General features: G+C 68.0%; 15 protein-coding genes. 8 read left to right on the forward strand and 7 right to left on the reverse strand.

Features of this window, described 5'->3' with window-relative positions; all coding sequences use genetic code 11:
- The coding region (locus tag CHRYSEO8AT_RS00005) for a TonB family protein (protein ID WP_236547368.1) at positions 1–430 on the forward strand (430 nt) is incomplete at its 5' end.
- A 79-nt stretch (positions 431–509) separates the two neighbouring features.
- On the opposite strand, the gene CHRYSEO8AT_RS00010 is transcribed toward CHRYSEO8AT_RS00005, so the two are convergent.
- Both CHRYSEO8AT_RS00010 and CHRYSEO8AT_RS00015 read right to left on the reverse strand, forming a co-directional pair.
- Positions 510–1832 carry an MFS transporter gene (locus CHRYSEO8AT_RS00010; RefSeq protein WP_236547369.1) on the reverse strand — a complete coding sequence of 441 codons (1323 nt, stop codon included), beginning with the start codon at positions 1830–1832 and terminating at the stop codon, positions 510–512.
- A 151-nt stretch (positions 1833–1983) separates the two neighbouring features.
- Positions 1984–14082, reverse strand: coding sequence for an autotransporter outer membrane beta-barrel domain-containing protein (locus CHRYSEO8AT_RS00015; protein WP_159844509.1), 12099 nt, complete (start codon positions 14080–14082; stop codon positions 1984–1986).
- 187 nt (positions 14083–14269) lie between these two features.
- On the opposite strand from CHRYSEO8AT_RS00015, the gene CHRYSEO8AT_RS00020 reads away from it, so the two are divergent.
- The gene (locus CHRYSEO8AT_RS00020) at positions 14270–14923 is read left to right on the forward strand and encodes a response regulator transcription factor (RefSeq protein ID WP_255451331.1); all 654 of its coding nucleotides are present in this window, start codon (positions 14270–14272) and stop codon (positions 14921–14923) included.
- Between the two features lie 89 nt (positions 14924–15012).
- Positions 15013–16218, forward strand: a complete 1206-nt coding sequence (locus CHRYSEO8AT_RS00025; RefSeq protein ID WP_159844515.1) for a sensor histidine kinase KdpD — start codon at positions 15013–15015, stop codon at positions 16216–16218.
- Positions 16219–16310: 92 nt separating this feature from the next.
- On the opposite strand, the gene CHRYSEO8AT_RS00030 is transcribed toward CHRYSEO8AT_RS00025, so the two are convergent.
- The 5 genes from CHRYSEO8AT_RS00030 to CHRYSEO8AT_RS00050 all read right to left on the reverse strand — a co-directional run bounded on the left by CHRYSEO8AT_RS00030 (position 16311) and on the right by CHRYSEO8AT_RS00050 (position 19257).
- A complete protein-coding gene (locus CHRYSEO8AT_RS00030) occupies positions 16311–16655 on the reverse strand; it encodes a helix-turn-helix domain-containing protein (protein ID WP_159844518.1) in 345 nt (114 codons plus the stop codon).
- An 8-nt stretch (positions 16656–16663) separates the two neighbouring features.
- A complete protein-coding gene (locus CHRYSEO8AT_RS00035; protein WP_159844521.1) occupies positions 16664–16840 on the reverse strand; it encodes a hypothetical protein in 177 nt (58 codons plus the stop codon).
- The gene (locus CHRYSEO8AT_RS00040) at positions 16837–17196 is read right to left on the reverse strand and encodes a helix-turn-helix transcriptional regulator (protein WP_159844524.1); all 360 of its coding nucleotides are present in this window, start codon (positions 17194–17196) and stop codon (positions 16837–16839) included. Before CHRYSEO8AT_RS00040 ends, CHRYSEO8AT_RS00035 begins: the two co-directional genes overlap by 4 nt.
- On the reverse strand, positions 17166–18359 hold the full coding sequence (locus CHRYSEO8AT_RS00045) for a site-specific integrase (RefSeq protein ID WP_159844528.1): 1194 nt from the start codon (positions 18357–18359) through the stop codon (positions 17166–17168). Before CHRYSEO8AT_RS00045 ends, CHRYSEO8AT_RS00040 begins: the two co-directional genes overlap by 31 nt.
- A 268-nt stretch (positions 18360–18627) precedes the next feature.
- On the reverse strand, positions 18628–19257 hold the full coding sequence (locus tag CHRYSEO8AT_RS00050) for a response regulator transcription factor (RefSeq protein ID WP_159844532.1): 630 nt from the start codon (positions 19255–19257) through the stop codon (positions 18628–18630).
- A 255-nt stretch (positions 19258–19512) separates the two neighbouring features.
- On the opposite strand from CHRYSEO8AT_RS00050, the gene CHRYSEO8AT_RS00055 reads away from it, so the two are divergent.
- The 5 genes from CHRYSEO8AT_RS00055 to CHRYSEO8AT_RS00075 all read left to right on the forward strand — a co-directional run bounded on the left by CHRYSEO8AT_RS00055 (position 19513) and on the right by CHRYSEO8AT_RS00075 (position 24667).
- A complete protein-coding gene (locus CHRYSEO8AT_RS00055; protein WP_159844535.1) occupies positions 19513–20037 on the forward strand; it encodes a DUF4402 domain-containing protein in 525 nt (174 codons plus the stop codon).
- A gap of 112 nt (positions 20038–20149) precedes the next feature.
- A complete protein-coding gene (locus CHRYSEO8AT_RS00060; protein WP_159844538.1) occupies positions 20150–20962 on the forward strand; it encodes a molecular chaperone in 813 nt (270 codons plus the stop codon).
- On the forward strand, positions 20959–23676 hold the full coding sequence (locus CHRYSEO8AT_RS00065; RefSeq protein ID WP_159844541.1) for a hypothetical protein: 2718 nt from the start codon (positions 20959–20961) through the stop codon (positions 23674–23676). The genes CHRYSEO8AT_RS00060 and CHRYSEO8AT_RS00065 overlap by 4 nt, the downstream gene beginning before the upstream one ends.
- A complete protein-coding gene (locus CHRYSEO8AT_RS00070) occupies positions 23673–24215 on the forward strand; it encodes a hypothetical protein (RefSeq protein ID WP_159844544.1) in 543 nt (180 codons plus the stop codon). The genes CHRYSEO8AT_RS00065 and CHRYSEO8AT_RS00070 overlap by 4 nt, the downstream gene beginning before the upstream one ends.
- Positions 24212–24667, forward strand: coding sequence for a hypothetical protein (locus CHRYSEO8AT_RS00075; RefSeq protein WP_159844547.1), 456 nt, complete (start codon positions 24212–24214; stop codon positions 24665–24667). The genes CHRYSEO8AT_RS00070 and CHRYSEO8AT_RS00075 overlap by 4 nt, the downstream gene beginning before the upstream one ends.
- Position 24668: the final 1 nt, after the last annotated feature.

Below are 24668 nucleotides of genomic sequence, written 5' to 3' on the forward strand. Positions count from 1 at the left end.
CCCCCCGACCCCGCGTCCCTCCACCCCGCTGGCTGTGAGCATCGATAACTTGGCCACGAAGGCCGACCCGACTGATCCTTCGCCGCCTTCGACACGACGGTCTGAGCGCGGCGGCGGTCGTGTCGGGCGGCTCAGCCCGGCCTCCGAGCCCGGCCTGACCGCAGGCGGCGGCGCCCCCGTCATCGGGGCGGCGGCGGTCTCCACCGCTGACGCCTATGAGGCCGCCGTCCTCGCCTGGATCGAACGCCACAAGCGACACCCTGGCGGCGGCGCCTGCATTGTCACCGTGCGCTTTACGCTCGATCGTCGCGGCGGCGTCAGAGCCAGCGAAGTCGTGGCGAGCAGCGGCGTCCGGACGATGGACCAAGCCGCCCTGTCACAACTGAAAGAGCCCGCGCCGTTCCCCAGGCCGCCCGCCACCGCGGCCTGACGCACGCACGACTTCACCGTCCGCCTCGGTTTTCGGGCGCTTTGACCAGCGGCCTAGCGGGGAAGTCGGCCTCCGGCGGTTATCGCCTCGCCGCCGATCCTCTGCCGGGCGCGGTCTCGGGCGCCAGCATCAAAATAGGAAGAACACATAGGGCGACCACCGCAATCATGACGCCCGGGGTCATCGCTGATCCTGTCACGTCGATGATGCGCTGAGCCACCCAAGGCGCAAATCCGCCGAACACCGCAGTCGCTCCTGTCGCCCCCAGGGCAAGCCCGGTCAATCGCGCCTCACCCGGAAACTGTTCTGCGGTTGCAACAGCGCCGACAGCACTGACGCCGCCGGCGACGCAAGCCAGGCTCACCGCGCCGAAGAGGGCCTGGAGGGTAGAGCCGTTCGCCATAAGGATGAAGAGCGTCGTCGGCAGAACAGCCGCGAGGATAGCCAGTACGATGAGCACAGGCTTTCGTCCGATCCGATCTGAGAGGATTCCGGTTAACGGCGTCACCAGGATGACCGCGAGCGCTGCAATCGTGGCCAACCAAAGCGACAGCCCTTCGTCCATGGTCCCGGTCGTCGTCAGGAAAGCAGGGACATAGGTTATTCCGACGTAATAGGTGATCGATCCGAGCGCCGAGATCGCGAAACCTCGTATGATGCCCACGCGGTGGTGCGCGAGGGCGTGGCGAAGGGGGCGACGCGGCACGGTGCCCTCCGCCACTTGCCGCTGGAAGTCTGGCGACTCCTGCATCGTGGCGCGCGCGAGCCAGACCACGCCCGCCAAAGCTGCACCGATGAAAAAGGGTATGCGCCATCCCCAACCGTCCAGCGCGACATCGCTCAGCGAGTGGACACAGGCCGCCGAGACACCGACCGCAAGAAGCGCGCCGATCTCGCTCGCTGCAGAGGCTGATGATGCGACCAGACCGCGCCGTTCCGGGCGCGCGCCTTCCAACAGGTAGGCGACGACCCCTGTATATTCGCCGCCGACGGCAAACCCCATCACACAGCGCAGCGCCAGCAGCAGCCATCCGGCAAGGGGTCCGATTTGCGCCTGGGTCGGGAGCACAGCCGTTGCGAACATGGCGGCGGTCATGAGGGCCACTGACAGCAACATCATGCGCCGACGCCCAAACCGATCGCCGATGTGGCCAAAGACGATCGCGCCCAACGGGCGCACGAGATAGGCGACGGCGAACCCACCGAGGACGGCGGCCAGCGCGCCCGAGCCTCCGCCGAAAAACACCCGTGACATCACGGTCGCCAGGTAGAGATAAAGCGTGAAATCGTACCACTCAACGACTGTGGAGAAGGCCGCAATCGCCATCGACCGTTTGGAGATCGGTCGGTGGGGCATCTCGGCTGATGCATCGGGCGTCGCCGCTGGATTAGCCTGGATCATGCCGGTCTCCCTATCAGCCAGCGCGCCGGGTAGGCGGCGCATGCTTCTGCTCGCGCCGCGTGTGATGACTATCCCCTATAAGGCACCGCTCCGATACGCAGTCTACTTCCCAGGCTGCCTAGCCTGCCGGCGACACCGTAAGCTTGGCTCATCAGAACCGAGCCTTCAGCGTGAAGCCCGCGCTGTGAGCTTCAGTTTGGCTGCCGAACTCGCCTTCGTAGGAAAGGCTGAACGCGAGGCCGCGTGTGCTCTCGACGTTCAATCCCAGTCCGACCCTTAAGGCGTTGCGATCGATCGCAACGCCGATCAGGGCGGGATCGGCGTCCGGATTGCCGCCCAACAGCCTGACAGGCGCAGTGATGCGGTCGTCGGAACGGAACACGCCTCCAACGTTCAAACCCACCGAAGCCTTGGTGTCAGGCCTGTCCGTCACCAGAACGCCGAGCCCCAGTTGCGGCGTAACCTCGCCGTAGACCTGGGTCTCCGACAAGGTCTCTGCTCCGAGCCCGCCCAGACCGCTTTCGGCTTGGGCCATCTGGTGCAGTGCGATGGCGGAAACGCCCAGCGAAGGTCGTGCGAACAGGCGGCCTGCCACGAACGATTTCCCGACTTCGGCTCCGAGCTTCACATAGGTGCTCTCGGGCGCCGACCGTCCCACCTGAGGCTCGAACACCGAGACCTTCCGTTCGAGATCGATCGCCTGCCAACCGCCGGTGATATAGACGCCGAGGTCGCCGATCCGGGTGTCCGACCGCCGCAGTCCGAGGCCCAACTGGACCGCGTCGCCTTGGCCGTGAGCCCGGAACGTATCGACGTTGAAGCGATCGATATTGTCGTAGCCGACAGCCACGGCCACGGACCAGTCGCTATCGAGCCGCCTCTCAAACCCGCCGCGGAAGCGAGCGCCTTCGCTGCGGACGGAAAGGGTGTCCGGCCCGCCCGCATGGTTTAGTTCGGCCCTGTCAGCCGTGACCCAAACGCAGCCGTCTTTGTCCGACGATCGGACCGGGCATCCAAACAGCCCGTTCGAGAAGGAACCGGCCGACAGCAGCTGCTGATGAAGCGGCGCCACAAGCGGCTCGGGGTTCAGTGCGTTGAAGATCGTGGAATAGGTTTCTTCCTGGCCGACACGAAGATTTCCGACCAGGGCCGCCAGCCGCCCGATCCCTCCAGACCCTCCGGTGATGAGCGCCGAGTCGATGTGCGCGCCCAGGGCCCGTCCGTTTGCGTTCAGGAAGTCCTGCCCGAAGTCGCTGACGAACGAGAGGTGGATCCCGTCCGTGTCCGCCTTGACGGAATAGTCCAGCGCGATCGTGTCGGTGATGGTCAGGCCTTGATCGAACCCGTCCCCGCCGGTGGCGAACAGGGTCACCGCCTTGGCGTCCTCCAGCCAGGTCAGGGTGATGTCTCCTGTCCCCGCCACCCTGGCATCCCCCGTCACATCGACGCGATCGGAGGCATAGGGGCCGAAGGCGACGTCAAAAGCGAAGTCGCCGGTCGCCGTCTGGACGAAATCGCCGTCCAGCGCGACCTGATTGATGACCCGCGCGCCATACAGCAGGTTGAGCGCCGGATCCCTGTCGCCGTCCTGATCGCTGAAGGCGTCGCCCTTCGCCAAGTCCAGCGGAAGCAGCGAAGCGCTCAAGCCCATCCTGAAATGACCGGCGTTTTCGAACAGGCCATTCGCTGACGTCGAGTCTCGCAAGTCGATGGTGTCGAAGGCGATGAAGGTCCCGTTCGTCAGGTTGCGGAACACGTTCTGGCCGGCTCCGAGGTTGATATCGCCGATCACGACGCCGCTGTTGCGAACTGTGTCGTCACCCGCGCCTGCCTCGATGGCGAGACCCGACACAGCCGAGAGCGAGCCGGACGTGGTTATCGTATTGGCGGCTCCGCCCTCGAAACGAACGCCGGCGCCGGTTCCGGCGCCGCCCCGAACCAGGCCGTTGATCGCCAGGTTCATGGCCGAGCCGCCCTGGCTTCCCAGGCTTTGTGCGAACACGGCGACGCCGTCGTCGCCGATGGCCATCACGGCTCCGCTAAGCGCCAGATCGATGGCGCCGCCCCGGCCCTCCCCGCCCGCCGTTCCGGTGAAGACGCCGTCGATCCAGCCGCCGCCGCCGCCCAGACTCTGGGCCACGACCCCGGTTGAGCCTTGGCCTGCGACCACGACATCGCCCGTTTGAGTGAAGCGGATCGCGCCGCCGTCGCCGCTATTGTCGGCGCTGAGCAAGGGCGTCGCCGTGCTCAGACCGAACACCGCGCCACCCCCGCCACCGATCGACTGAAGCATCGCGCCATGCGAACGCACGCCCGTCGTGGTGATCACGCCTGTGTTGCCGATGTTGATCGCGCCGCCAGCGCCCGAGGCGCCGGAGACGCCGCCCAGACGGACTTCGGCTTCGTCGACCCCGGCCAATCGCACCTCGCCGCCGCCGGCGCCGATCGACTGGGCCAACAGCCCAAGGGCGTGATCGCCATAGGTCCGTGTCGCGCCGGACAGGACGCCTGAGACATCGCCCCCGTCGAGATCGGCTCCGCCGGTCGATCCCAGTCCGATCCGGACAACCGCGTCGGATACGACCTGACGGTTGAGCGCTGATGCGTACATTGTTGTCAGTCTGGAAGGGACCGCGACAGTTGAGGCGACCACGCCGTCCAGAAGGACGCCGGTCGAGCCGCCGCCGCCGCCGATGCTTTGCAGCAATGCTGCCGTCGACAGGGCTCCGACTGTAGTGATCCCGCCCTGCTGCGTCCGGACGATGTCGCCGCCCTTTTCGCCCACGCCATTGTCGCCGCCGAGGGTGACGGTGATCGGGCCCAGCAGGCCGTCGTCAGCGCTGGCGATCTGTAGCAGGCCCAGCCCGCCGCCGCCGCCGACTGACTGGATCAAGGAGCCGGTGCTGTTCAGCCCCGTCGTGAAGACATCGCCCTTGTGAACATTGGCGATGTCGCCACCCAGGTTCGCAACGCCGCTTGCGCCGCCCAGGGTGAAGACGAACGGAATGGCCGCCGTTGAAGTGGGCGTCGTCGGCGAAACGATTTTCGCCCGCAGGATCAGGGATCCGCCCCCGCCGCCCACGGACTGCAGGAACTCACCCACGCCATTGGCGCCGAGCACGCGATAAGTGCCTGTGTCGCTGATCGTCACCTTGCCGGCGTTCATGTGCGAGGCGCCCACACCCCCGGCCCGCGCTTCGATCAGAGGGGTCGGCGTGACGGCCGGTCCGGTCGCCGGCACGAAGGACTGGCCTGTCACACCGGTGATGCCGTCGAAATCGAATGTCAGGGATCCGCCGCCGCCATTGATGCTCTGGGCCACGATCGCCTTGGAGCCCGAGCCCAGGACGGCGATATCCCCGCTGTTGTTGACGGTCACGTTCCCGCCCACACCGCCCGAACCGCCGCCGAGGTTGCCGATTAGGGCCGACACGCCCGTGGACAGGATCATGGTCCCGACGTCGGGGGTCAGGCCAAAGCCCATCTGGGCGTTGCCGCCGCCGCCGCCGATCGACTGCGCCACGACGCCGTGAGCCAGATCGCCCCGCGTGACGAGACTGCCGGTGTTGGTGACGACCACGTCGCCGCCGTCGCCGCCGTCGCCGCCGAAGCCGCCGACCGTCACAAGGGGCGCGCGCGTCAGGACGTTGGTCGAGGCCGCCAGCAGCAGGTTGCCGGCGAAGGCGATGCCGCCATTGCCGCCGCCGCCGCCGATCGACTGGGCCAGAACGCCGTGTGCGCCGGCGCCAGTGGTATCGATGATACCGGCGTTGGCGACGGTGACGGCCCCGCCCGTGTTCCCTGTGCCGCCCCAACCGCCCGTGTTCAGGCTGATCAGAACGCTCTCGCCGGTCGTGGCTAGGCCTGTCAGGGAGATGACTGACGAGCCGTTGCCGCCGCCGCCGCCCAGGCTTTGGGCGAAGATCCCATAGGCGCGCTCGCCCCGGGTTACGATCTCGCCGCTGTGGTCGGCGCTGGTCAGCGTGTTGGTCACCGTAATGTCGCCGCCTCGGCCGCCGTCGCCGCCTGAGCCACCGATATTGGTCACGAAGCGGTGGCTATTCTTGCCGGACGTCGATCCGCCAAGGACGGTGTCGAGCACGAGGCCGGCGTCGCCGCCGCCCCCGCCGATGCTGTTGGCGCTGATGCCCGCCGCATCACGGCCCTCGGTGTAGATCAGACCGCGGTTAGCGACCGTGACTGCGCCGCCGTAGCCGCCGTCCCCACCGAAGCCGCCGATGTTCACATCGACCGAATCGCTGGCGCCGTACTGGATCCGACCGTTCATGGTCAGTCCACCGATGCCGCCGCCGCCGCCGATCGACTGGGCCCGAACACCATAGGCCCCTACGCCATAGGTGGCGATGGTCCCGGTGTTCAGCAGGTCGAGGTCGCCGCCGATGGCGCCTGTGCCGCCGACGCCGCCCACGTTCACCGAGGCCGTCCGACTTGTGCCGCTAGGCGGCGACTTGACCTGGATCGCCGCGCCATAGGCCATGCCGCCCATGCCGCCGCCGCCGCCGACGGCTTGGGCCAGAATGCCGTCAGACCGGACGCCGCGAGTGACGATCACCCCGGTGTTCGTCACCGCGACATCGCCGGAGATCGCGCCGACGCCGCCGGCGCCGCCGACCGCAGAGGTCACGGCCACGGTGGCGTTTATGACCGTGGTGCTGGCGGAACCGCCGCGCCCGCCGCCGCCGCCGATCGACTGCGCAAGCACGCCGCGCGACTCGTCGCCGGTCGTCATGATCTGGCTGGCGGTCTCGACGCGCACGTCTCCCCCCTCGCCGCCGACGCCGCCCTTCAGGCCGATCGACATGGCGGCCGTATAGGAATTGGCCGCCGTTCCTGTCCCAGTCCCCAGGGTTCCGCCGCCGCTTATCGCGCTACTGTCGCCGCCCCCGCCGCCGATGCTCTGGGCGACGATGGCGTCGGACGTCGTCCCCGATGTCCTGATCACCCCCGCGGTCTTGACGGCTACGCCGCCGGCCGAGCCGCCGACGCCGCCAACGCGTCCGATCGTGATGTCGATTGAGCTCTTGGCGAGGGCGCCTATGGCCATGTCGGTGGAGGTGTCGCCCCCTCCGCCGCCGATCGATTGCGCATGTATCCCCGTCGACAGGTCGCCCGTCGTGACAAGGGTTCCGACGTGATCGACGCTGACGTCTCCGCCCGTTCCGGCCGCGCCCGTCGCGCCGCCGACCGCCAAATTCAACGCCTTCGCGTCGTTCAACGCGCCCAGGCCGATGTTGAAATTGGCGTTCCCGCCGCCGCCGCCGATCGATTGGGCGATCAGGCCGTCGCTGTCGCGGCCCGAGGTCCAGATGTCGCCGTTGTGGCGCACCGACACCGCGTCGCCGCTGCCCGCGCCGGCGCCGCCGCCGCCGACCGAGATCAGCGCAGCCACAGGATCATTTGCGCCCGCGCCGACCGTCATGGCGAAGGTCGCATTCACGCCCGCCCGTCCTCCGCCTCCGCCGAGCGACTGGGCGATGAGACCATCCGAATTGTCTCCGAAGGTGCGGATGACGCCCGGCGCGGCCGTCGCACCGTCGTAGCCGCGAACGACGGTGACCGAGCCGCCATCGCCGCCTGATCCGCCCGAGCCGCCGACGCCGATAGCGACGGGCTGCCCAAGAGGCGCCACCACGCCGGTCGCACTGACCCCGCCGACCCCGCCGCCGCCGCCGATCGACTGGACCAGCACCCCGACCGAGTCGCCGCTGAACGTTGCAGCGCTCAGCGTGCCGTCTGGACCAGCCACGGCGTTGACGAAAATATCGCCACGACTGTTCAGCACCACGGCGCCGGCGTCGGCCCCCGTTCCGCCCGTTCCGCCGACGCCCAAGCCGATGGCGACCCCGCGGCTGCGCAGACCTTTGACGGCCGAACCCGCCTGGGCGTTGGCGGTGACATTCAGGCCACCGTCGCCCCCGCCCCCGGCCACCGACTGAACCACGACCGCATGGGCGTTGACGCCGTCCACGACAATCTGGCCGATCTGGCTGGCGGCGACATCGCCCGAGCGGTTGCCCGCGCCGCCTAACCCGCCGACGCCGAAGGACATCGACGGCTCCTCATTGGCCGGACTGGCGCTGACCCCGCCGGTGATGTTTATGCCGCCCGCGCCGCCGCCGCCGCCGACCGACTGGACCAGGAAGGCTCTCGCGCCGTTGCCTGAGGCGAACAGATCGGCGTCGACCGCGGCCGTGACGGCCTTGCCCAGACCGCCTGCGCCGCCGAAACCCCCGATACCCGCTGTCAGCGACCCATCGGTGGCGATGCCGCCCGAGACATTGAGCGCGCCCGCGCCGCCGCCGCCGCCGATGGATTGAACCGCCACGGCGTAACGGTTGTCGCCGACGGACTGGACCTGCACGCGATCCGCTGTCGGCGCCGCGAGCGTCAGATGCGCCTCGCCGGCGTCTCCGCCCGCTCCCCCGAAGCCGCCTATGCCCAGGGTGACCGCACGCCCCTGCTGCAGACTGATCGCCAGCCCGCCCGTCACATTCACCCCGCCTGAGCCGCCTCCGCCGCCGACGGATTGAACCAGGACCCCGTTCGAGCCATCCGCCCGAACACGATAGGCCGGGATCGCATAGGCCTGAGCCGAGCCCGACGGCGCCGTCTCAACCGGCGCTGTGAAGTCGGCGCCAAGGCCGCGCGCCCAGACATTGCCTGTCACCGTCGCGGACACGTTGCCCGCATCCCCGCCGTCGCCGCCGAACCCCCCCAGGCCGAAGCCGAAGCCGTTGCCCTTGCCGCTGACGGTGGCCGACAGACCGCCCGAGATGTTGATTGCGCCGGTCCCACCGCCGCCCGCGACGCTTTGGGCGATGACGCCGTCCGAGTTCGCCCCGCGGGTGGAGGTGTCGCCCGTGCGGACCAGGTTCACCGATCCCGCATTGCCGCCTGACCCGCCGAAACCGCCGATGCCGACCGAGGCCGTACCTGTCGCTCCCGCAGACAATGCGACCGCGCCCGATAGGTTGATGCCGCCATTGCCCCCGCCGCCGCCCAGACTTTGGGCGATGACGCCGTCGGCATTGGAACCTGATGTCTCATATCGTCCGGTGACGACGCCGCGAACCGCGTCAGCCGATCCGCCGCCGCCCGCGAACCCGCCAACCCCCAGGGCGAGCGTGGTCGCGGCGTTATTGCCCGCCGAAAGCGACAAGCCGCCCGTGACGTTCAGTCCGCCATTGCCGCCGGCGCCACCCAGGCTCTGCAGCAGGGCGCCGAACGCCTCATCGCCAGACGTCCTGACCGAGCCATCCAGCGCGCCATAGACGTGACCCGCATCCCCGCCGCCGCCGCCGAAACCGCCCAGGCCGAACCCGAGCGTGCCGGTCCCCGTGCTGGCCAGGGTGATCCCGCCGGTGACATTCAGTCCGCCATTGCCGCCGCCGCCGCCCACACTCTGCAACAGGGCCGCGTACGATCGGTCGCCGTTGGTGGTGATACGGCCTGTGATGACGCCGTCCACGTCCGCCCCGTCGCCGCCGTCGCCGCCGAAACCGCCCACGCCGATCCCGATATTGCCCGCAGGTCCGTCCAGCGACAGGCTGACGCCGCCTGTGATGTTGAAGGCGCCGTTACCGCCGCCGCCGCCAAGGCTTTGAAAGGTCGAGCCGAAAGCGTCGTCGCCCTGGGTTTGTGTGTCGCCCGTCAGTCCCGCCTTGACCGATCCGGCGTTTCCGCCGTCGCCGCCGTAGCCGCCGACCCCGACCAGAATGTTGCCGGAGCCGGTCTTGGCGCCCGCGACGCCGCCGCTGATATTGAAGCCGCCGTTGCCACCGCCTCCGCCGACCGATTGCACCAGCATACCCGATGCGCCGTCACCGGTTGTCGCGATCAGGCCCAGGACATTCGCCTCGACTGCCGCGGCGTCCCCGCCGTCCCCGCCGCCGCCGCCCACCCCGACGCCCAGATTGCCGGCGCCGGCCTTCGACGCCGCGATGCCGCCCGTCAGGTTGAAGCCGCCATTGCCGCCGCCGCCGCCGACGCTCTGGGCCACGATCGCGCGCGCGAGCACGCCTTGGGTGACGGCCGCGACCTGCACGCCATTGGTGTCGAAACCACCGGTCGCGCTTAGGATCACCGCCCCGCCGTCTCCGCCGCCGCCGCCGGAACCGCCGAGACCGACGCCGATCGTCCCCCCCGATCCGCCGGACACGGCGAGGTTGCCGGCGAAGTTGAAGCCGCCGCTTCCGCCGCCGCCGCCGATCGATTGAGCGACCATCCCGTCGCTGCCAGCGCCACCCGTGGCCGCGATGCCGACGACGTCAAGCTTGACCGCGCCCGACCCGCCGCCGTCGCCGCCCGATCCGCCCAGGCCGACGCTGACTGAGGCCGCACCCGATCCACCGCCCGAGACCGCTCCGGCGATGTTGAGTCCGCCCGATCCACCCCCGCCGCCGATCGACTGGGCCACGATGGCGTCGGCGTCCGCCCCTGATGTCATCACATTACCGACCACCGACGCGCCGACCTGCGCGCCCGTTCCGCCGCCGCCGCCAGAGCCGCCCAGGCCGATCGAAATCCCCGCCCCGACCTTGCTCGATGCGCCCAGTGCGCCAGCGATACTGAAGCCACCCGCGCCGCCGCCGCCGCCGACCGACTGGGCCAGGAAGCCGCCGGATTGGTCGCCGACGGTCGTGATCGAAACCGACGAAGCGTCCACCTCGCCGCCCGATCCGCCCAGGCCGCCCGCACCGCCGAGCCCGACCGACAGGCCGACCCCGCCCTGTCCTGCGCCGCCGATGGAGCCGCTGACGTTGAAGGCTCCAGCGCCGCCGCCGCCGCCCACGCTTTGCACGATCATACCGCTGGATTGGTTGCCGGACGTGCGGATGGCGCCGCTGGCCGCGCCCTTCGCTGCGCCGCCGTCCCCGCCAGATCCGCCTGCTCCGCCCAGGCCGACCGCCACTCCAACGCCGACCGTCCCGCCGATTCCGATAGAGCCCGCGACGTTGAAGGCGCCCGCCCCGCCGCCGCCGCCTACGCTCTGGACTAGGAAACCGTCCGACTGATCGCCACGGGTTTCTATCGCGCCGCCGGTCAGACCGGTCGCCGATCCGCCCGCGCCGCCGCCGCCGCCGGCGCCGCCCAGGCCCACGGCTACGCCCCCGCCGAACACGCCGGCCCCGCCGACCGCGCCGCTGACATTGAAGCCGCCCGCGCCGCCCCCGCCGCCCACGCTCTGGACCGTGACCGCTGTGGCCCGATCGCCCTGGGTCAAGACGTCCCCGCCGATCGCGCCGTAAGCCGTCCCGCCTACGCCTCCCAGGCCTCCGGTTCCGCCGACCCCGACCCCGACCCCAGCTGACGCCTTGCCGGACAGAGCCACCGCGCCTGTGACGTTCCATCCGCCGGAGCCGCCGCCTCCGCCGACCGACTGGATCAGCGCCCCGCGCGCATCGTCGGCGTCCGTCTGGATCGCGCCGTCGAAGATCACATCGGTCGCGCCGCCGCTCCCTCCGTTCCCGCCTGACCCTCCCAGTCCCACCGCAAAGGCGGCGGACGCCACGCCCGCAGCCGACCCCGCGACCGAAACGGTATAGCCGCCAACGCCGCCGCCCCCGCCGACCGACTGGGCGAACAGGCCGCGAGACCGGTCGCCGCTGGTCACGATCAGGGGATTGATTTGTTGGTTAACGCCGCCGACTAGGGCGGTGACCTGCGTCAGGTTGATATCGACGTCGCCGCCTGCGCCGCCGGATCCGCCTATTCCGCCTATCGCCGCCCCGACAAAGGCGCCGATGGTGGTCGCCGACCCGGCATTGCCCCCGCCGCCGCCGACCGATTGTGCGAACAGACCACTGGCGTCGTCGCCGGATGTGAACAGGGCTCCGCCATGGTTCACGGTGACCAGGCCAGAGCCTCCGCCTGACGTCCCGCTGCCGCCGATGGCCAGGAAGGCGGCTCCGCTCGTGCCGCCGTCGCCCCCACCACCGCCGATCGACTGGGCCTGTATGGCGTTGGCCTGGGCGCCGGCCGTCGTGATCGCGCCGGTATTGGTGACGGTGACTAGGCCGCCTGTGCTGCCGGGGCCTGCCGATGCGCCAAGCGCGGCCAGGCCGTAGGCCGAGCCGCCCGATCCGCCGCCGCCTCCGACGGATTGAGCAAAGACGCCACGGGCGTTGACGCCCTCGGTCTGAATGGTACCACTATTGGAGACGTTGACCGTAGCGCCGTCGCCGCCGCCGCCGCCGGACCCGCCCATCGCGAACACCCCGCCCGATGTCGAGCCCGAACCGCCTCCGCCGCCCACCGACTGAGCGAACACGCCGTCGCCGCCAATGCCGCGCGTGTGGATCTGGCTTGCGCTGGTCGTCGTGACGGCGACTGCGCCGGCGTCACCACCGACCGATCCGCTCCCGCCCAAAGATACGATACCGCCGGTTCCCGCCGCAGACCCGCCGCCCCCGCCGACAGACTGTGCAAAGACGCCGCGCGCCTCCGCGCCCGTGACGGACACCGACGAACCGGATTTGACCGTCACATCTCCGGCAGAGCCGCCGCTGGCGCCCCTGGCGCCGAAGGTTACGACGCCGATGCCCAATCCGCCGTTTCCGCCGCCGCCGCCGATCGACTGGGCGAACAGGCCATGAGCCGAGACCCCGCTGGTGGTGACGCTAGACCCATCGTCTGCGACGATCTGCGCCTGCCCCCCAACGCCGCCCGTGCCACCGCCCGAGCCGAGGGAAACCAGGGCGACGCTTGTGCCGCCGCTGCCGCCGCCGCCGCCGATCGACTGGGAGAACAGACCGTAGGACGCCGTCCCCTGTGTCGTCACGGAGGAGGTGGAGGCGGCCCGCACCCTCGCCTGCCCTCCGTTGCCGCCGGCAGCCCCGTCGGAGGTGAAGGTGACCAGGCCGACCGCCGTGCCGGCGTCCCCGCCAATGCCGCCAACGCTCTGTGCGCTGACCCCGTATGACGCCGCGCCGAGGGTGGTGACAGCGCCGTGGTTTTCGGCCTCAGCCAAGCCCCCGGATCCGCCACGATTACCGCTGCCGCCGTCGCCGGTCAGGCCATAGCTGCCGCCGCCGGATCCCGCGCCGCCCCCCAGGCTTTGGGCGAACACGCCATGCGCCGCCGTTCCGCGCGTAGTGATGTTGCTGTAGTTGACTGCTGTCGCCGAGCCGGCGTTCGCGCCTGCGCCGCCGCTGCCGCCGCGCGGAGACAGATATCCCGACCCGCCGGCGCCGCCGACGCCCGATCGGCTCTGGGCCACGACGCCGTGCGCCCGGTCGCCCGTCGTCGAAATCTGCGCGAAGCGCGAGATCAGGGTGACGTCCCCGCCGGCGCCGCCTGAACCGCCCGATGCGCCCGATGCGCCGGCATAGCCGTTGCCGCCGGTTCCGCCATCGCCCCCGATGCTCGCCGCAATGACGCCGGGAAGGCCGGCCGTGACCGTGGTTACGTTCGTCGTCGGGTCGCCGACGTCGCTGGTGAACGTCGGCCCCTTGGCCCCGCCGCCGCCGGAACCGGCAGAGACGAACAAGACCCCGGTGCTCCCGCCGGACCCGCCGTTTCCTCGGCGAACGTCCGACCTCGCATTCAGGTCGCTCGCCCCGGCGGGCAGGGTCAGGGCGCCGCCCGCCGGGGCGTCAGGCGCGGCGGCGATGGGGCTGACAACGTCAATGTCCGATGTGACGCCCGCGTCGTTCTCTACGGTCAAACCGATGACCCGCCCGGCGCCGTCCTTGACGACCGCCGTTACGGTGAAGTCGCCGCCCGCCGGATTGGCGAACACGTCGTTGACCGCGTTGGCTATCAGGATGACATTGTTCAGGCTGGTCCGGACAGCGCCGGTCGCCAGCACCTCGACCACCGTTTCATTTGCATTCGTCTCGGGATTGAGCACCGTTGCGCCCACCGCAGGGGTGGTGACCGCCGCTGCGGCCGCCATAGGAACCGCCGCCAGAACCGCACTGGCCGCGATCATCATCGCGATACGCCGGAACGACCGGGTCAGCCGGCCTTCCACCCGCCGCGACGACGGCGTCTGACGCCGACCCTGGGCCGAGGCCAGACATGCCGACAGCCGTCCGAGGGCGCGGGCCAAAAGCAGAGCGTCGCCATCCGAAGGGCGCGCCAGCATCTCGACCATACTGTCGATGTCGACCCGCAGGGCGGCGGCGCGCCTCGCATGGATGGCGCTGAAGTCCGTCGTGGCTACCAGTTGATCCACCAGCCGAGCGATCTGAACGAACTTTGCCGGCTCGATACGCGGGGTGACCATTGTTAGCGCTCCTCGACCTGCGGAGCTCAGCCGATTGATCGGCTCAGCCAACATTTTGAGGTCGTTTGACCTCTCTCAGGTGCAGGCGCAGCTACAGCCAACCGTCGGATTGGATGTAGGTCGATGACCTACATCAGTTATAAAAATCCCCGCTATCAATCCGTTAACCAACTTTAACGAGCCGGACTTGTCCCTTTTTCGATTACTGCTTGCGGATGATCACCCGGTGGTTTTGACCGGGCTGCGCCTGTTCTTCAGGGGCGACGCCTGTTTTGAGGTGGTTGGTGAAGCGACGTCGGCTCAAGCCGCGCGGATCGACGCTGAAACCCTGAGGCCGGACGCTGTCATCACCGACATGGTCATGGGCGATGGCGACGGCATCGCCCTGATCGAAGACCTGAGGACGATCCTGCCGAGCGCGCGCATACTCGTCTATTCCAGCCGTGACGAGGCCGTCTGGGCGCCGCGCGCGATCAGCGCCGGAGCGCAGGGCTATGTCGCCAAATCCGAGCCGCTAGACGCTGTCGCGGCGGCGCTGAACTACGTCATGGGGGGCTCCATCCATGTCAGCGAAGCGGTCCAGCAGAGCCTGATGGGCGATCTGGCCCGGCAGCGGGATCGTCGGACCGAGATTGACGACATGTCGGGGCGCGAACTGCAGGTCCTGCGGCTGATCGGGCGCGGCGAAACTCTCCAATCGCTGGCCAAGCAACTGCAGCTTAGCGTCAAAACTGTCGGCACCTACCGCGAGCGACTGAAGACCAAGCTGGGACTGGACAGCGTGCGGATGCTCGAACGCTATGCGGCCGACTATGTGGCCGGCCGGATCGATCCGTCATGAAATCCTTGCTAGCGCGGTGGGACGTAACCGCCGACGAACAGGCCCGCCTATCGTTCGGTCAGGTCCTCACGACGGTCAATCTTCGCCGCGTGGAGATCGCCTGTATCGTCGGTCTGTTCACCAGACTGATCGAGATGGCTTCGGGCTTTCGGTCCCCCTCGGCAGGGTTCGAAATCCCCTTCCTCATCCTTATGCTGATTGCATCCGAAGGTCTGCGACGGCGCAATGTCAGCCCCTGGTTGGCGCGGGGTTTCGTGGCTGTGTTCCTGGTCGTCGCCTTGTTGGGCACGCAGTGGTCTGTCGCAGCCATGGGCGCCTACGGAAGACTGACCAGCGCCTATCCGCTCATGCTGCTGTCGCTGGCCCTGCTGTTCGTCCTGCCGCCCCGGATCGTCGCGGTCGCCTTGGGTCTTCTCTACGGCGTCTACTGCCTGATCGTGCTGAGTACGCCGACCCAAGCCAACGAGCAGACGGTCGCCATGGTCAACACCGCGATCGTCTCGGTGATCGCTGTCGTCGCCGCAGCCTTGATCTATGCGGGCCGTCGCAGCGATCATCAGCAAAAGCTGGAGATCCGAAAACAGAACGACGCGCTGCTGGATCGAAGCATCGAACTCGACTCCCTTATGGCGATCACGGTCCATGATCTGCGCAGCCCCCTCCACGGCATGCGCAACCTGTTCGACCTGGCCGTCCAGCGCGCGCCACAGGAGCCGGACTTGCCGCTCGTCGCCGTGCAGGCCGCGATCCCCAGCATCGACGCCATGCTGGCTCTTGCCACGCGTTTGATGGACGCTCACGCCGCTGAACATCGCGTCCTGGCGGACATCGGCGAACATGACGTCCGTGGCCATGTATTGGCTGCGGTCGACCGCGCTGGGCCACTGGCGCAGTCGGGAGGGATAGACATCGTTGTCGATCTTCCCAACCATCCCTTGATCGCCTTCCTGGATGTCAACGCGCTGGGCCAGATTCTCGACAACCTGTTGAGCAATGGGGTTCGGTTCAGCCCGGCTGGCGGCGCGGTCACGATTTCGGCGGGATCCGAAGCTGCCGGGGTCGCCATACGAATTCTGGATCAGGGGCCAGGCGTGGCCCCCGCTCGACTGAGCGCCCTGTTTAAAAAATTCCAAGTAGAAGGACATACGGGCATCGGGTCGGGGCCTGGGATGGGAATGGGATTGTTCATCGTGAGCACCCTTGCCCAGCGAATAGCCGCCAACGTCCGCCACGAACGGCCCAACGACGGTGGGGCGTGTTTCATTGTCACGCTGGCGACGCGGGACAGGTCCTGAGAGAACGGACTTGGGCTGGGGCTTGGCCCGAGAGGACACAAACTAACGACAGGATTCGGAGAATGGCGCTTAGGCGCACGGCGCACTGCCTTTCAGCACGAGCCAGCTTCTGTGCGACGAAACGCTTCCACTAGTGCTGTCACGGCCTCTCGCTGTTCAGGTCCCAGCGCGCTCCAGGCGCGGACAAGTCGCGCCGTTCCCGGCGTCTCTTCAGGCTTTTGCCCAAGCAGGTCTCCGACTTCGCATTTGAGGAACTCAGCGGCCATCAGCAGCTTGGCGACCCGAACGCTGTTTCGCCCTTGCTCATACTTCTGCACCTGTTGGAAGGTGACGGCCATGGCCTTGCCGAGCTGCGCCTGCGTGAAGCCAAGGGCTTCTCGACGCAAACGCAAGGCCTCGCCGATCTGAGCATCTTGTCGCTTTTCGTAGGTATTCATGGCGGAAGTCATGATCCCATCAGATCAGCGGTCAAGCGGCAAAACCCCCGGTCGTTCAACTCTGGGAAGACATCCGCCCGCGCCTTGCCGATGAGCCCTCGGTCGCCGAAGGCCTCGCGATGCGCGGCATTGACTAACTCGAAGATGTGGTCCGGACCGCGAAGCACCGCGATGAAACTTTTCATGCTCGCCGCCGCTCCGCAATTTCTGCGTCGCACAAAGCTCGCCTCGACTTTGGGGACCAGTCGCGACAGTTCGATCGCGGACCGGGTCGTCTTGGTCGTGTGCTCGAATGCGGCAGCCTGATCCTCGGTACACCCCCTGCATCTTGCGCGAAATCCTCGAAGAAGTGACTGATATCGACGGCCAGAAATCGGGAGATGTCCCAGAGTTTGGACGCGGATATTCGGTTCGTCCCCTTCTCGTACTTCTGCACCTGCTGGAAGGTCAGCCCTATGGCGCGACCGAGGTCTGACTGGCTGAAGCCGCGGTGCAGGCGCAGCGCCCGGCCTAGCCACCCAGACCGCAAAACGCAGCCCAATCATTCATCAACGCGACCCGCCGCTTGAACAGGTCGCCCCGGCGATAGGCGGCTTCGACCTTGCTTCCCACCGCGTGAGCGAGCGCCATCTCCGCTAACTCATTGGCATGCTCGGTTCGTTCTGCGGCCCAATCGCGAAACGTGGACCGAAATCCGTGAGGCACCGCGTCCACCTTCATGTCGCGCAGCACCTTCGTCAGCGTCATATCCGAAAGGGTCCCGCCGTTTGCGGCGGGAAAGACGATGTCATCGGGCTTGCCGGGAACGCTGAGAAGATTCAGCGCGGCGTTGGAGAGCGCGACGCGATGGATCCGTCCCCCTTTCATCCGCTCCGCAGGCAAGGTCCAGATCCCCCGAGACCGATCTATCTCGCCCCATGTGGCGCCTCTTGTCTCGCCGGAGCGGGCAGCGGTGAGAATTCCAAACATCAGGGCGCGACCGCCCATTCCGCCCACTTTCGACAGCCGAGCGATGAACTCCGGCATGTCGTCAATGGGCAAGGCTCGGTGGTGTCGCACTCTCGACACCCTTCCTGGATCGGCCAGCAGCTTGTCCAGATGACCTTTCCACCGCGCAGGATTTGGGCCGGAGCGAAGCTCCCGGGTCGTAGCCCAGTCCAGAACCGCTTCCAGCCGTCCTCGAACGCGCTTGGCCGTCTCCGTTTTGGTGGTCCAGATCGGGGTAAGAATTTCCAGGATCTGAGGGACGCCAATCCGGTCGATGCTTAGGTCGCCGATGACAGGGTAGGCATAGGTTCCGAGGCTCGATGACCATTGCGCTCTATGCTTGGCGTTCTTCCACGCCGCCTCATGCGTGGCGACATAGGTTTCACTCGCCTGCCGGAACGTCCAGCCGGAATTAACGGCTGTTACGAGCAACGATGCCTTAGCTTCCCTGGATTTGATGATCGGGTCAACGCCTGCCCGGATCAAATCGCGTGCCGCTCGCGCCGCTTCCCTCGCGCCCGCAAGCGTCACGCTGGGGTAGCCGCCCAAGCCCATTTCCCGACGTCGCCCCCCGATCGCAGCCCGCAGGATCCATGTTCGCCCCCCCGCAGGAAGGACCTGAAGGTAAAGCCCCGTCACCCCACCCACGGCGTGATAGCCGGGAGCGGCAAGTCGACTGACGGCAAGAGCGCCCAACTCAGCGGCTTGGCGTGGCATGAAACCTTCACCCCTGCGACAACGCTACAATCGCGTTTCCCGTCCGCCATACTAATACACCCGCCGACACACCCGCCATAAAATTTGCGATTGGGCGGTGTCGGGTGAAAAGCGTTGAAAAAGCTGACGTCGGCGGATGTTGGAATACTCTTCCGCCGTGAACAGGCTGCATCGTCGTGAAACGCGATGAATCGGACACCGCTTCCGCCATCGCTTGGGCTGGCTTCGTCACTTGGTATTCCGATCTGAGTAGCTAGTGAATTGCCGACTATCCGTTCCTCAGGAAGGGCGCTGACGCCAGAACCGCCTGGCTGCGGTTGTTGACCTCCAACTTCTTCAGGATGGCCGAGACGTGCTGTTTCACCGTCCCCTCCGTCAGATTCATGTCGCCCGCGATTTCCTTGTTCAGCTTGCCCTCGGCCAGCGCCCGAAGAACGCGTAGCTGGGCGGCGGACAGGCGGGCGACGCGGCGATGGAAATCGATCGCGATCGGATCGGCGGCCGTTTCGGCGGGGAACAGTCGCTCGCCCCGCATGATCGCTCCCACGCAGTTGACCAGGGTCTCGACCGGCGCCGCCTTGGACAAATAGCCCTTCACGCCGAACGCTCGCGCCATCGCCACCGAATGGGCGTCGATGCGCGCCGACACCATGGCGAAGTCCGCGTCGGGTAACAGCAGCTGCAGGCGCAGCAGGGCGTCGAACCCCGTGGCGTCGGGCAAAAGCAGATCCAGCATCACCAGCTTGATTCGACCGCCCAGCTGTTTGGCGCAGGACTCGGCCTCCTTGGCGGACAGCACTCGCGCCACATCCAAGTGAGGATAGGCGGCGCGGATCGACAGCTCCAGCGCCTGGCCGATCAGGGGATGGTCGTCGACGATCAGAACGGTCCAGCGCATCGTTTCCGCGCCTCCAAGCTAAGCCTTAAGTTGCTGCCTCACAGGTCAAGATTGCAGACAAAACATTAACGCGGCGTTTTCCCTACAACCCTGGCCAGTAAGTGCAGCATGCTACCGAATTCGTCGCCCAACTATAACTTTGGTTAGATTTGGGGCGTTTTGCACGTTCGGCTTGTGGACTCCCCTGCGTTTCGGGATGATTTGGCTCTCCAACAACGACGCCCAGTCGGCGCCGTCCTTCAGTTGGAGCTGATGATGAACACGTCGCTGATCGCCGCCGCCGCCCTCGTCCTGACCGCCATCGCCGCTCCGGCCATGGCGCAATCCGCCTCGACTACGGGGTCGGGCTCGATCACCGTGATCCGCCCCCTGACCATCACCAAGACAGCCGATCTGAAGTTCGGCACCGTGGTTCGCCCGGGCACAGGCGCAGGCACGGTCGTCGTCAGCGCGGCCGGCGCACGTTCGGTCACCGGCGGCGTGGCGGGCCTGACTTCAGGCGATACGCCTGCCGCTGCGGCCTTTTCTGTCGCCGGTGAAGGGGGCCAGTCGGTCTCTGTCACCATCCCCGCCAGCTTCACGATGGCGAACGGCACGGACAGCCTGACGGTGACGACGTCGAACAGCCTGACCGGCTCCGCCGCCAGCCAGACCCTGTCCAACGCCCTGGGCTCGGCCGGTTCGCTGGCCTTCAGCGTCGGCGGCTCCGTCCCCGTCGCCTCGACCACCACGACGGGCGCCTATACGGGCACCTTCACCGTCTCGGCCGCCTACAACTAAGACCATGTATCCGCTCCAGGTCGATTTGCCCGAGCGGACCGCGCTTAACGAAGCGGAAGGCTTGAAGGATCATCGTCGGTTCGCGCCACCGTTGCGTTGGCTTGGAGTGAAGATGTTTCGTTACCTGCTGCCCGCCGTCGCCTTCCTCGCGATCGCCAATCCGGTGTTCGCGCAGGTGGGGGCCGACCTGAATATCTCGCCCAAGCGGGTGGTGTTCGGCCCCGGCGAACGCAGCGCCACGGTCTATGTCTTCAATCAGGGCGACCAGCCCGCAACCTATTCCGTCGAACTGATCGACCGGGTGATGACGGCGGACGGCCAGATCGTGGCCGCCGCCGATAATCCCGAAACGACGCTCGATTCGGCGCGCGACCTTGTTCAATACACGCCACGCCGCATCACCCTTCAGCCGCGCGAGAGCCAGGCCATCCGCGTGCGTGCTCGCCCCGGCGGCGACGGCGAGCACCGCAGTCACCTGACCGTGACCGCCCTTCCGCCCGAGAACGCCGGCTTCACCGTCGATCAGGCTGCGGCCGGCGGTGACGATGTGACGCTTCAGGTCGTGGCCCTGTTCAGCGTCAGCATTCCGGTCATCGTCCGCGACGGCGCTGTGGACGCGCGCGCCGACATCGACCGCGTCTCCTTGACCCAGGACGGCGCCCAGACCCTGCTGTCGCTGGATCTGGTGCGCAACGGAACCAGTTCGGTCTATGGCGACGTCGAAGTCTTCATCGAGGATGCCGCCGGGCGCCGCCCCCTGACCGCCGTGCGCGGCGTCGCCGTCTATCCCGAGGTCGCACGCCGCACGGTGATCGCCGCCCTGCCGCAAGGCGTGGCGTCCGGCCAAACCCTGACCATCATTTATCGCGACGACGACGCGGAAAAGGGCCAGGTGCTGGCGACCACGACCCTGATCGCGCCGTGACCGTGGCGCGCTCCACCGGCGCGGCTCTCATGGCGCTGGCCACATCGGGCATCGCCTGGAGCGCGACGGCCCAGGACAGCCTGGTGCGCAATCTGGTCATCGCCGCCGATCCCCAGCCTTTCAGCGCCGACGACCTGTTGTGGATGGAGGTGGACGCCGGCGGAGTCGCCCTCACCGATTCCATGAACGTATACGCCTCGCGGGCCGGCGTCTTCGTGCCGCTGGGCGAGTTCTCACGCGTGCTGGACCTCGCCGTCGGCGTCTTTCCAGCCCAGCGCCGCGCCGAGGGCTGGGTGCTGGATACGTCCAATCGCATCACCGTCGATCTGACGACGCGCGAGGCCAAGGTCGCCGGTCGCACGATCCGGTTCGGGGCGGACCAGGCGGCCATCTATGACGAGGACCTCTATCTTCGCACCGACCTGATCGAACAGTTGCTGCCGGTGAAGCTGAAGGCGGACACCAGCGCCCAGATGCTGACCGTGACCACCACGCGCGCCCTGCCGTTCGAGCAGAGGGCCGAACGGGCCCGTCGCCAGGCGGCCGCCGGTGTCATAGACGCCGAGGACGATGTGGTCCGCCAATCCACCCCCTATCGTCTGGCCAGCCCGCCTGCCTTCGACGTCAATATCGGCGGCCAGGTCGCGCGCGACGGCGTCGACAACGCCCGGCGCTACGACGTGCGCGCGGCCGGTGACCTGCTCCATGCGGGCTTCGAGGCCTATGTCGGTTCCGATGACGAGGGCACGATCAACGCCGTCCGCGTCGCTCTGACCCGCAAGGATCCCTATGGCCACGCGCTAGGACCGCTGGGCGGCACGCGCGCCAGCATCGGCGACGTCTTCTCGCCGTCCATGCCCATCGGCGTCTCCGGCGTCGCCGGACGCGGGGTCTATTATTCGTCGGCGCCGCTGGAAAACCTCGACCTCGCCACCCCGCTCAATCTTCGCGGCGAACTGGCCCTGGGAGAGGAGGTGGAGCTGTACGTCAACGAGGTGCTGCAACGCGCCCAGACTTCACCGGTCCAGGGGCGCTACGAGTTTCTGGACGTGCCCCTGGCCTTTGGCCTGAACACGATCCGCCTGGTCTTCTACGGCTCGCAGGGCCAGATCCGCGAGGTCGTGCGCCGCATCAACTTCGGCTCGGGCCAGTTGGAGCCGGGCCGCTTCGTCGTGCGGCTCAGCGCCGTCGAACAGGGGCTGACCGTCTTCGACGTGGGCGATCCCATTGGCGGTCAGGATGTCGGGGCGTTGCGCCTGGTCGCCACCGTCGATTACGGCCTCTCGTCCGGCCTGACCCTCAGCGCCGGCGCCGCGCGCTATGAACCACAGGGTCGCGACAGCCGCACCCTGGGCACAGCCGGGGTCCGCAGCTCGCTGGGCCCCGTCGCCGCTCAGATCGACGCCGCCCTGGACGACCAGGGCGGACGCGGCGTCTCCGTCGGTCTGGCCACCCGCGCCTATGGCGTCTCCCTGATCGGCCGGCACTCCGAATATGGCGCGGGTTTCATCGACGAGACGCGTCAGCTCGGCGCCCTCTATCAGGCGCCCCTGTCGCGCGCCACCGACATTCGCGCCGACGGCCAGTGGACGGCGCCCGGCGGACTGGTCGTGCCGATCTCGCTGAACGCGCGCCGCCTGGTCCGCACAGACGGCGTCAACCTGACCACCGCCGAACTGCGCGCCTCCGCCCCCCTCGGCCGCTACTACGCCTCCAGCAACATCGCCTATGAGGCCGAAACCGACGGAGGCGCCGATCGCCGCCGGTGGCTGGGCGGATTCGATATCAACACCCTGATTTCAGCGCGGCTTCAGACCCGCGCCGGCCTGACCTATGAGATATCGCCGGACCCCAGCCTCGACACGGCCTATGTCACCGCCGACTGGCAGCTCAGCCCCATCGCCGCCTTGCGCTTTGGCGCCATCCGCGCCTTGGGGCCGCAGGCTTCAACGGCTGTGCAAGCCTCGCACCTGTGGCGCGCGCCGCGTTTCGACCTCGCCCTGAACGTCGCTTATGAAACCCGCCGACAGGACTGGCGGATCGGCCTGCAGCTAGGCTTCGGCTTCGGCTATGATCCCGGCCGGCATGGCTACCGGATCACCCGCCCCGGCGTGGCCGGCGGCGGCTCGGTCGCGATCAACGCCTGGGTGGACGAGAACGGCGACGGCCTGCGCCAGGCCGACGAGCCGGGCGTGCCGGGCATCGTGGCCGACACCAACGCGGGAGGCGTCACCACCGACGCCGACGGCCGCGTCTACACCACCGGCTTGGGCGACGTGCCGACCGCTCGTATTCGCCTGACGACCGAAGGCGTCGACGACCCCTTCCTTGTCGGCGGCCCCACTGACATCCAGATCGTGCCGCGTCCCGGTCAGGCGGCGCAGATCGACTATCCGATGCAGCGCAGCGCCGAGGTGCAGCTTCTGGCCCTGCTCGTTCGCGGTTCCGGCGAGCCCCGCCCCCTCGCCGCCTTGGCCATCGAACTGGTCCCGAAAGGCGCCGGCGCACCCATCGCCGGCCGCAGCGACCACGCCGGCGTGCTGTTCTTCGAACGGGTGCGGCCGGGCGTATATGATGTCCGGCTGGACGGAGATCAGGCCCACGCCCTGGGCGTTTCCCTGATCGAGGGCGCCCGCGTCGTGGTCCCCGCCACGGGCGGCTTCGTGGACGCAGGCCGCTTCCTGGTCCGCATCGAAGGCGAGGTCCGGCAATGAACCGCACAGCCCTTATGCTCGCCCTGACCGCCGCTCTTGCGTTAAACGCCCCGCGTGACGCGCTTGCCGACGCTTCGGTGACACGATCGCCCGCGACGGCGCCCACTTTGGGCACGACCATCCGCGGCACGTCGGCGACAACCTTCAGCATCTCCACCGCCGGCTCCGTGACCCGCACCAGCGGCGATGCCATTCGGCTGACATCCGGTTCGGTGACGACGCCGACCCTGTCGATCAACTGCGGCCTGTTGAACCTGTCGGGCCTGTGCGCCCTGCGCTATATTCGCGTCACCATCACCCCCGTCACCGGCAGCGGCCCCGCGACCATATCCCGGCTGAGGGTCGGCGGATTGAGCGGCGCCACCTATCGCACCGGCTCGGCGCCGACCGAAGCGGCCAGCCTGACCTTCGACCTCAATCCCATCGGCCTGCTCAGCACCGCCACAATTCAGCTCGGCATGGACGTGGTGCTGGCCGCCAACGCCGCCAGCGGAGCCTACAGCTTCGACTACATCGTCACGGTTCAACTGGTGACATGACACCCCTTCGCGCCCTTATCCTCGCCATGCTGCTCATCGCCCTCGCCGTCCCCGCGCTGGCGCAGGAACCGGCGCGCGCCACGATCAGCATCGAACGCAGCCTCAGCATCGTCTCCGTCCGCCCGATCCAGCTCTCGCCCGAACAACGCGTCGCCACCCTGTCGCTCAGCGCCGACATTCAGCCCAATGCGCCTGCGGTGATCCGCGTCACCGGCGATCCCGGCCGGGTCTATCGCATCCGCGTGCCCCGCACCCTGACCTCCAGCGAAGGCGTCGCCCTGGTCGAGGATCTGCAGATCTGGAGCGAGAACACCGGCGACGTGTCGGTGATCCGCACCTCTCACATGGACTTGGACGGCCGCGACATGCTGCGGGTTTCCGGCCGCCTGCGCCCCGCCAATGGCGCGTCCGATACCGTCGCCGCCCTGCCCCTCAGCATCGACTACGAATAGA

This window comes from Brevundimonas sp. G8 (assembly GCF_902506205.1).
Lineage (GTDB): Bacteria > Pseudomonadota > Alphaproteobacteria > Caulobacterales > Caulobacteraceae > Brevundimonas.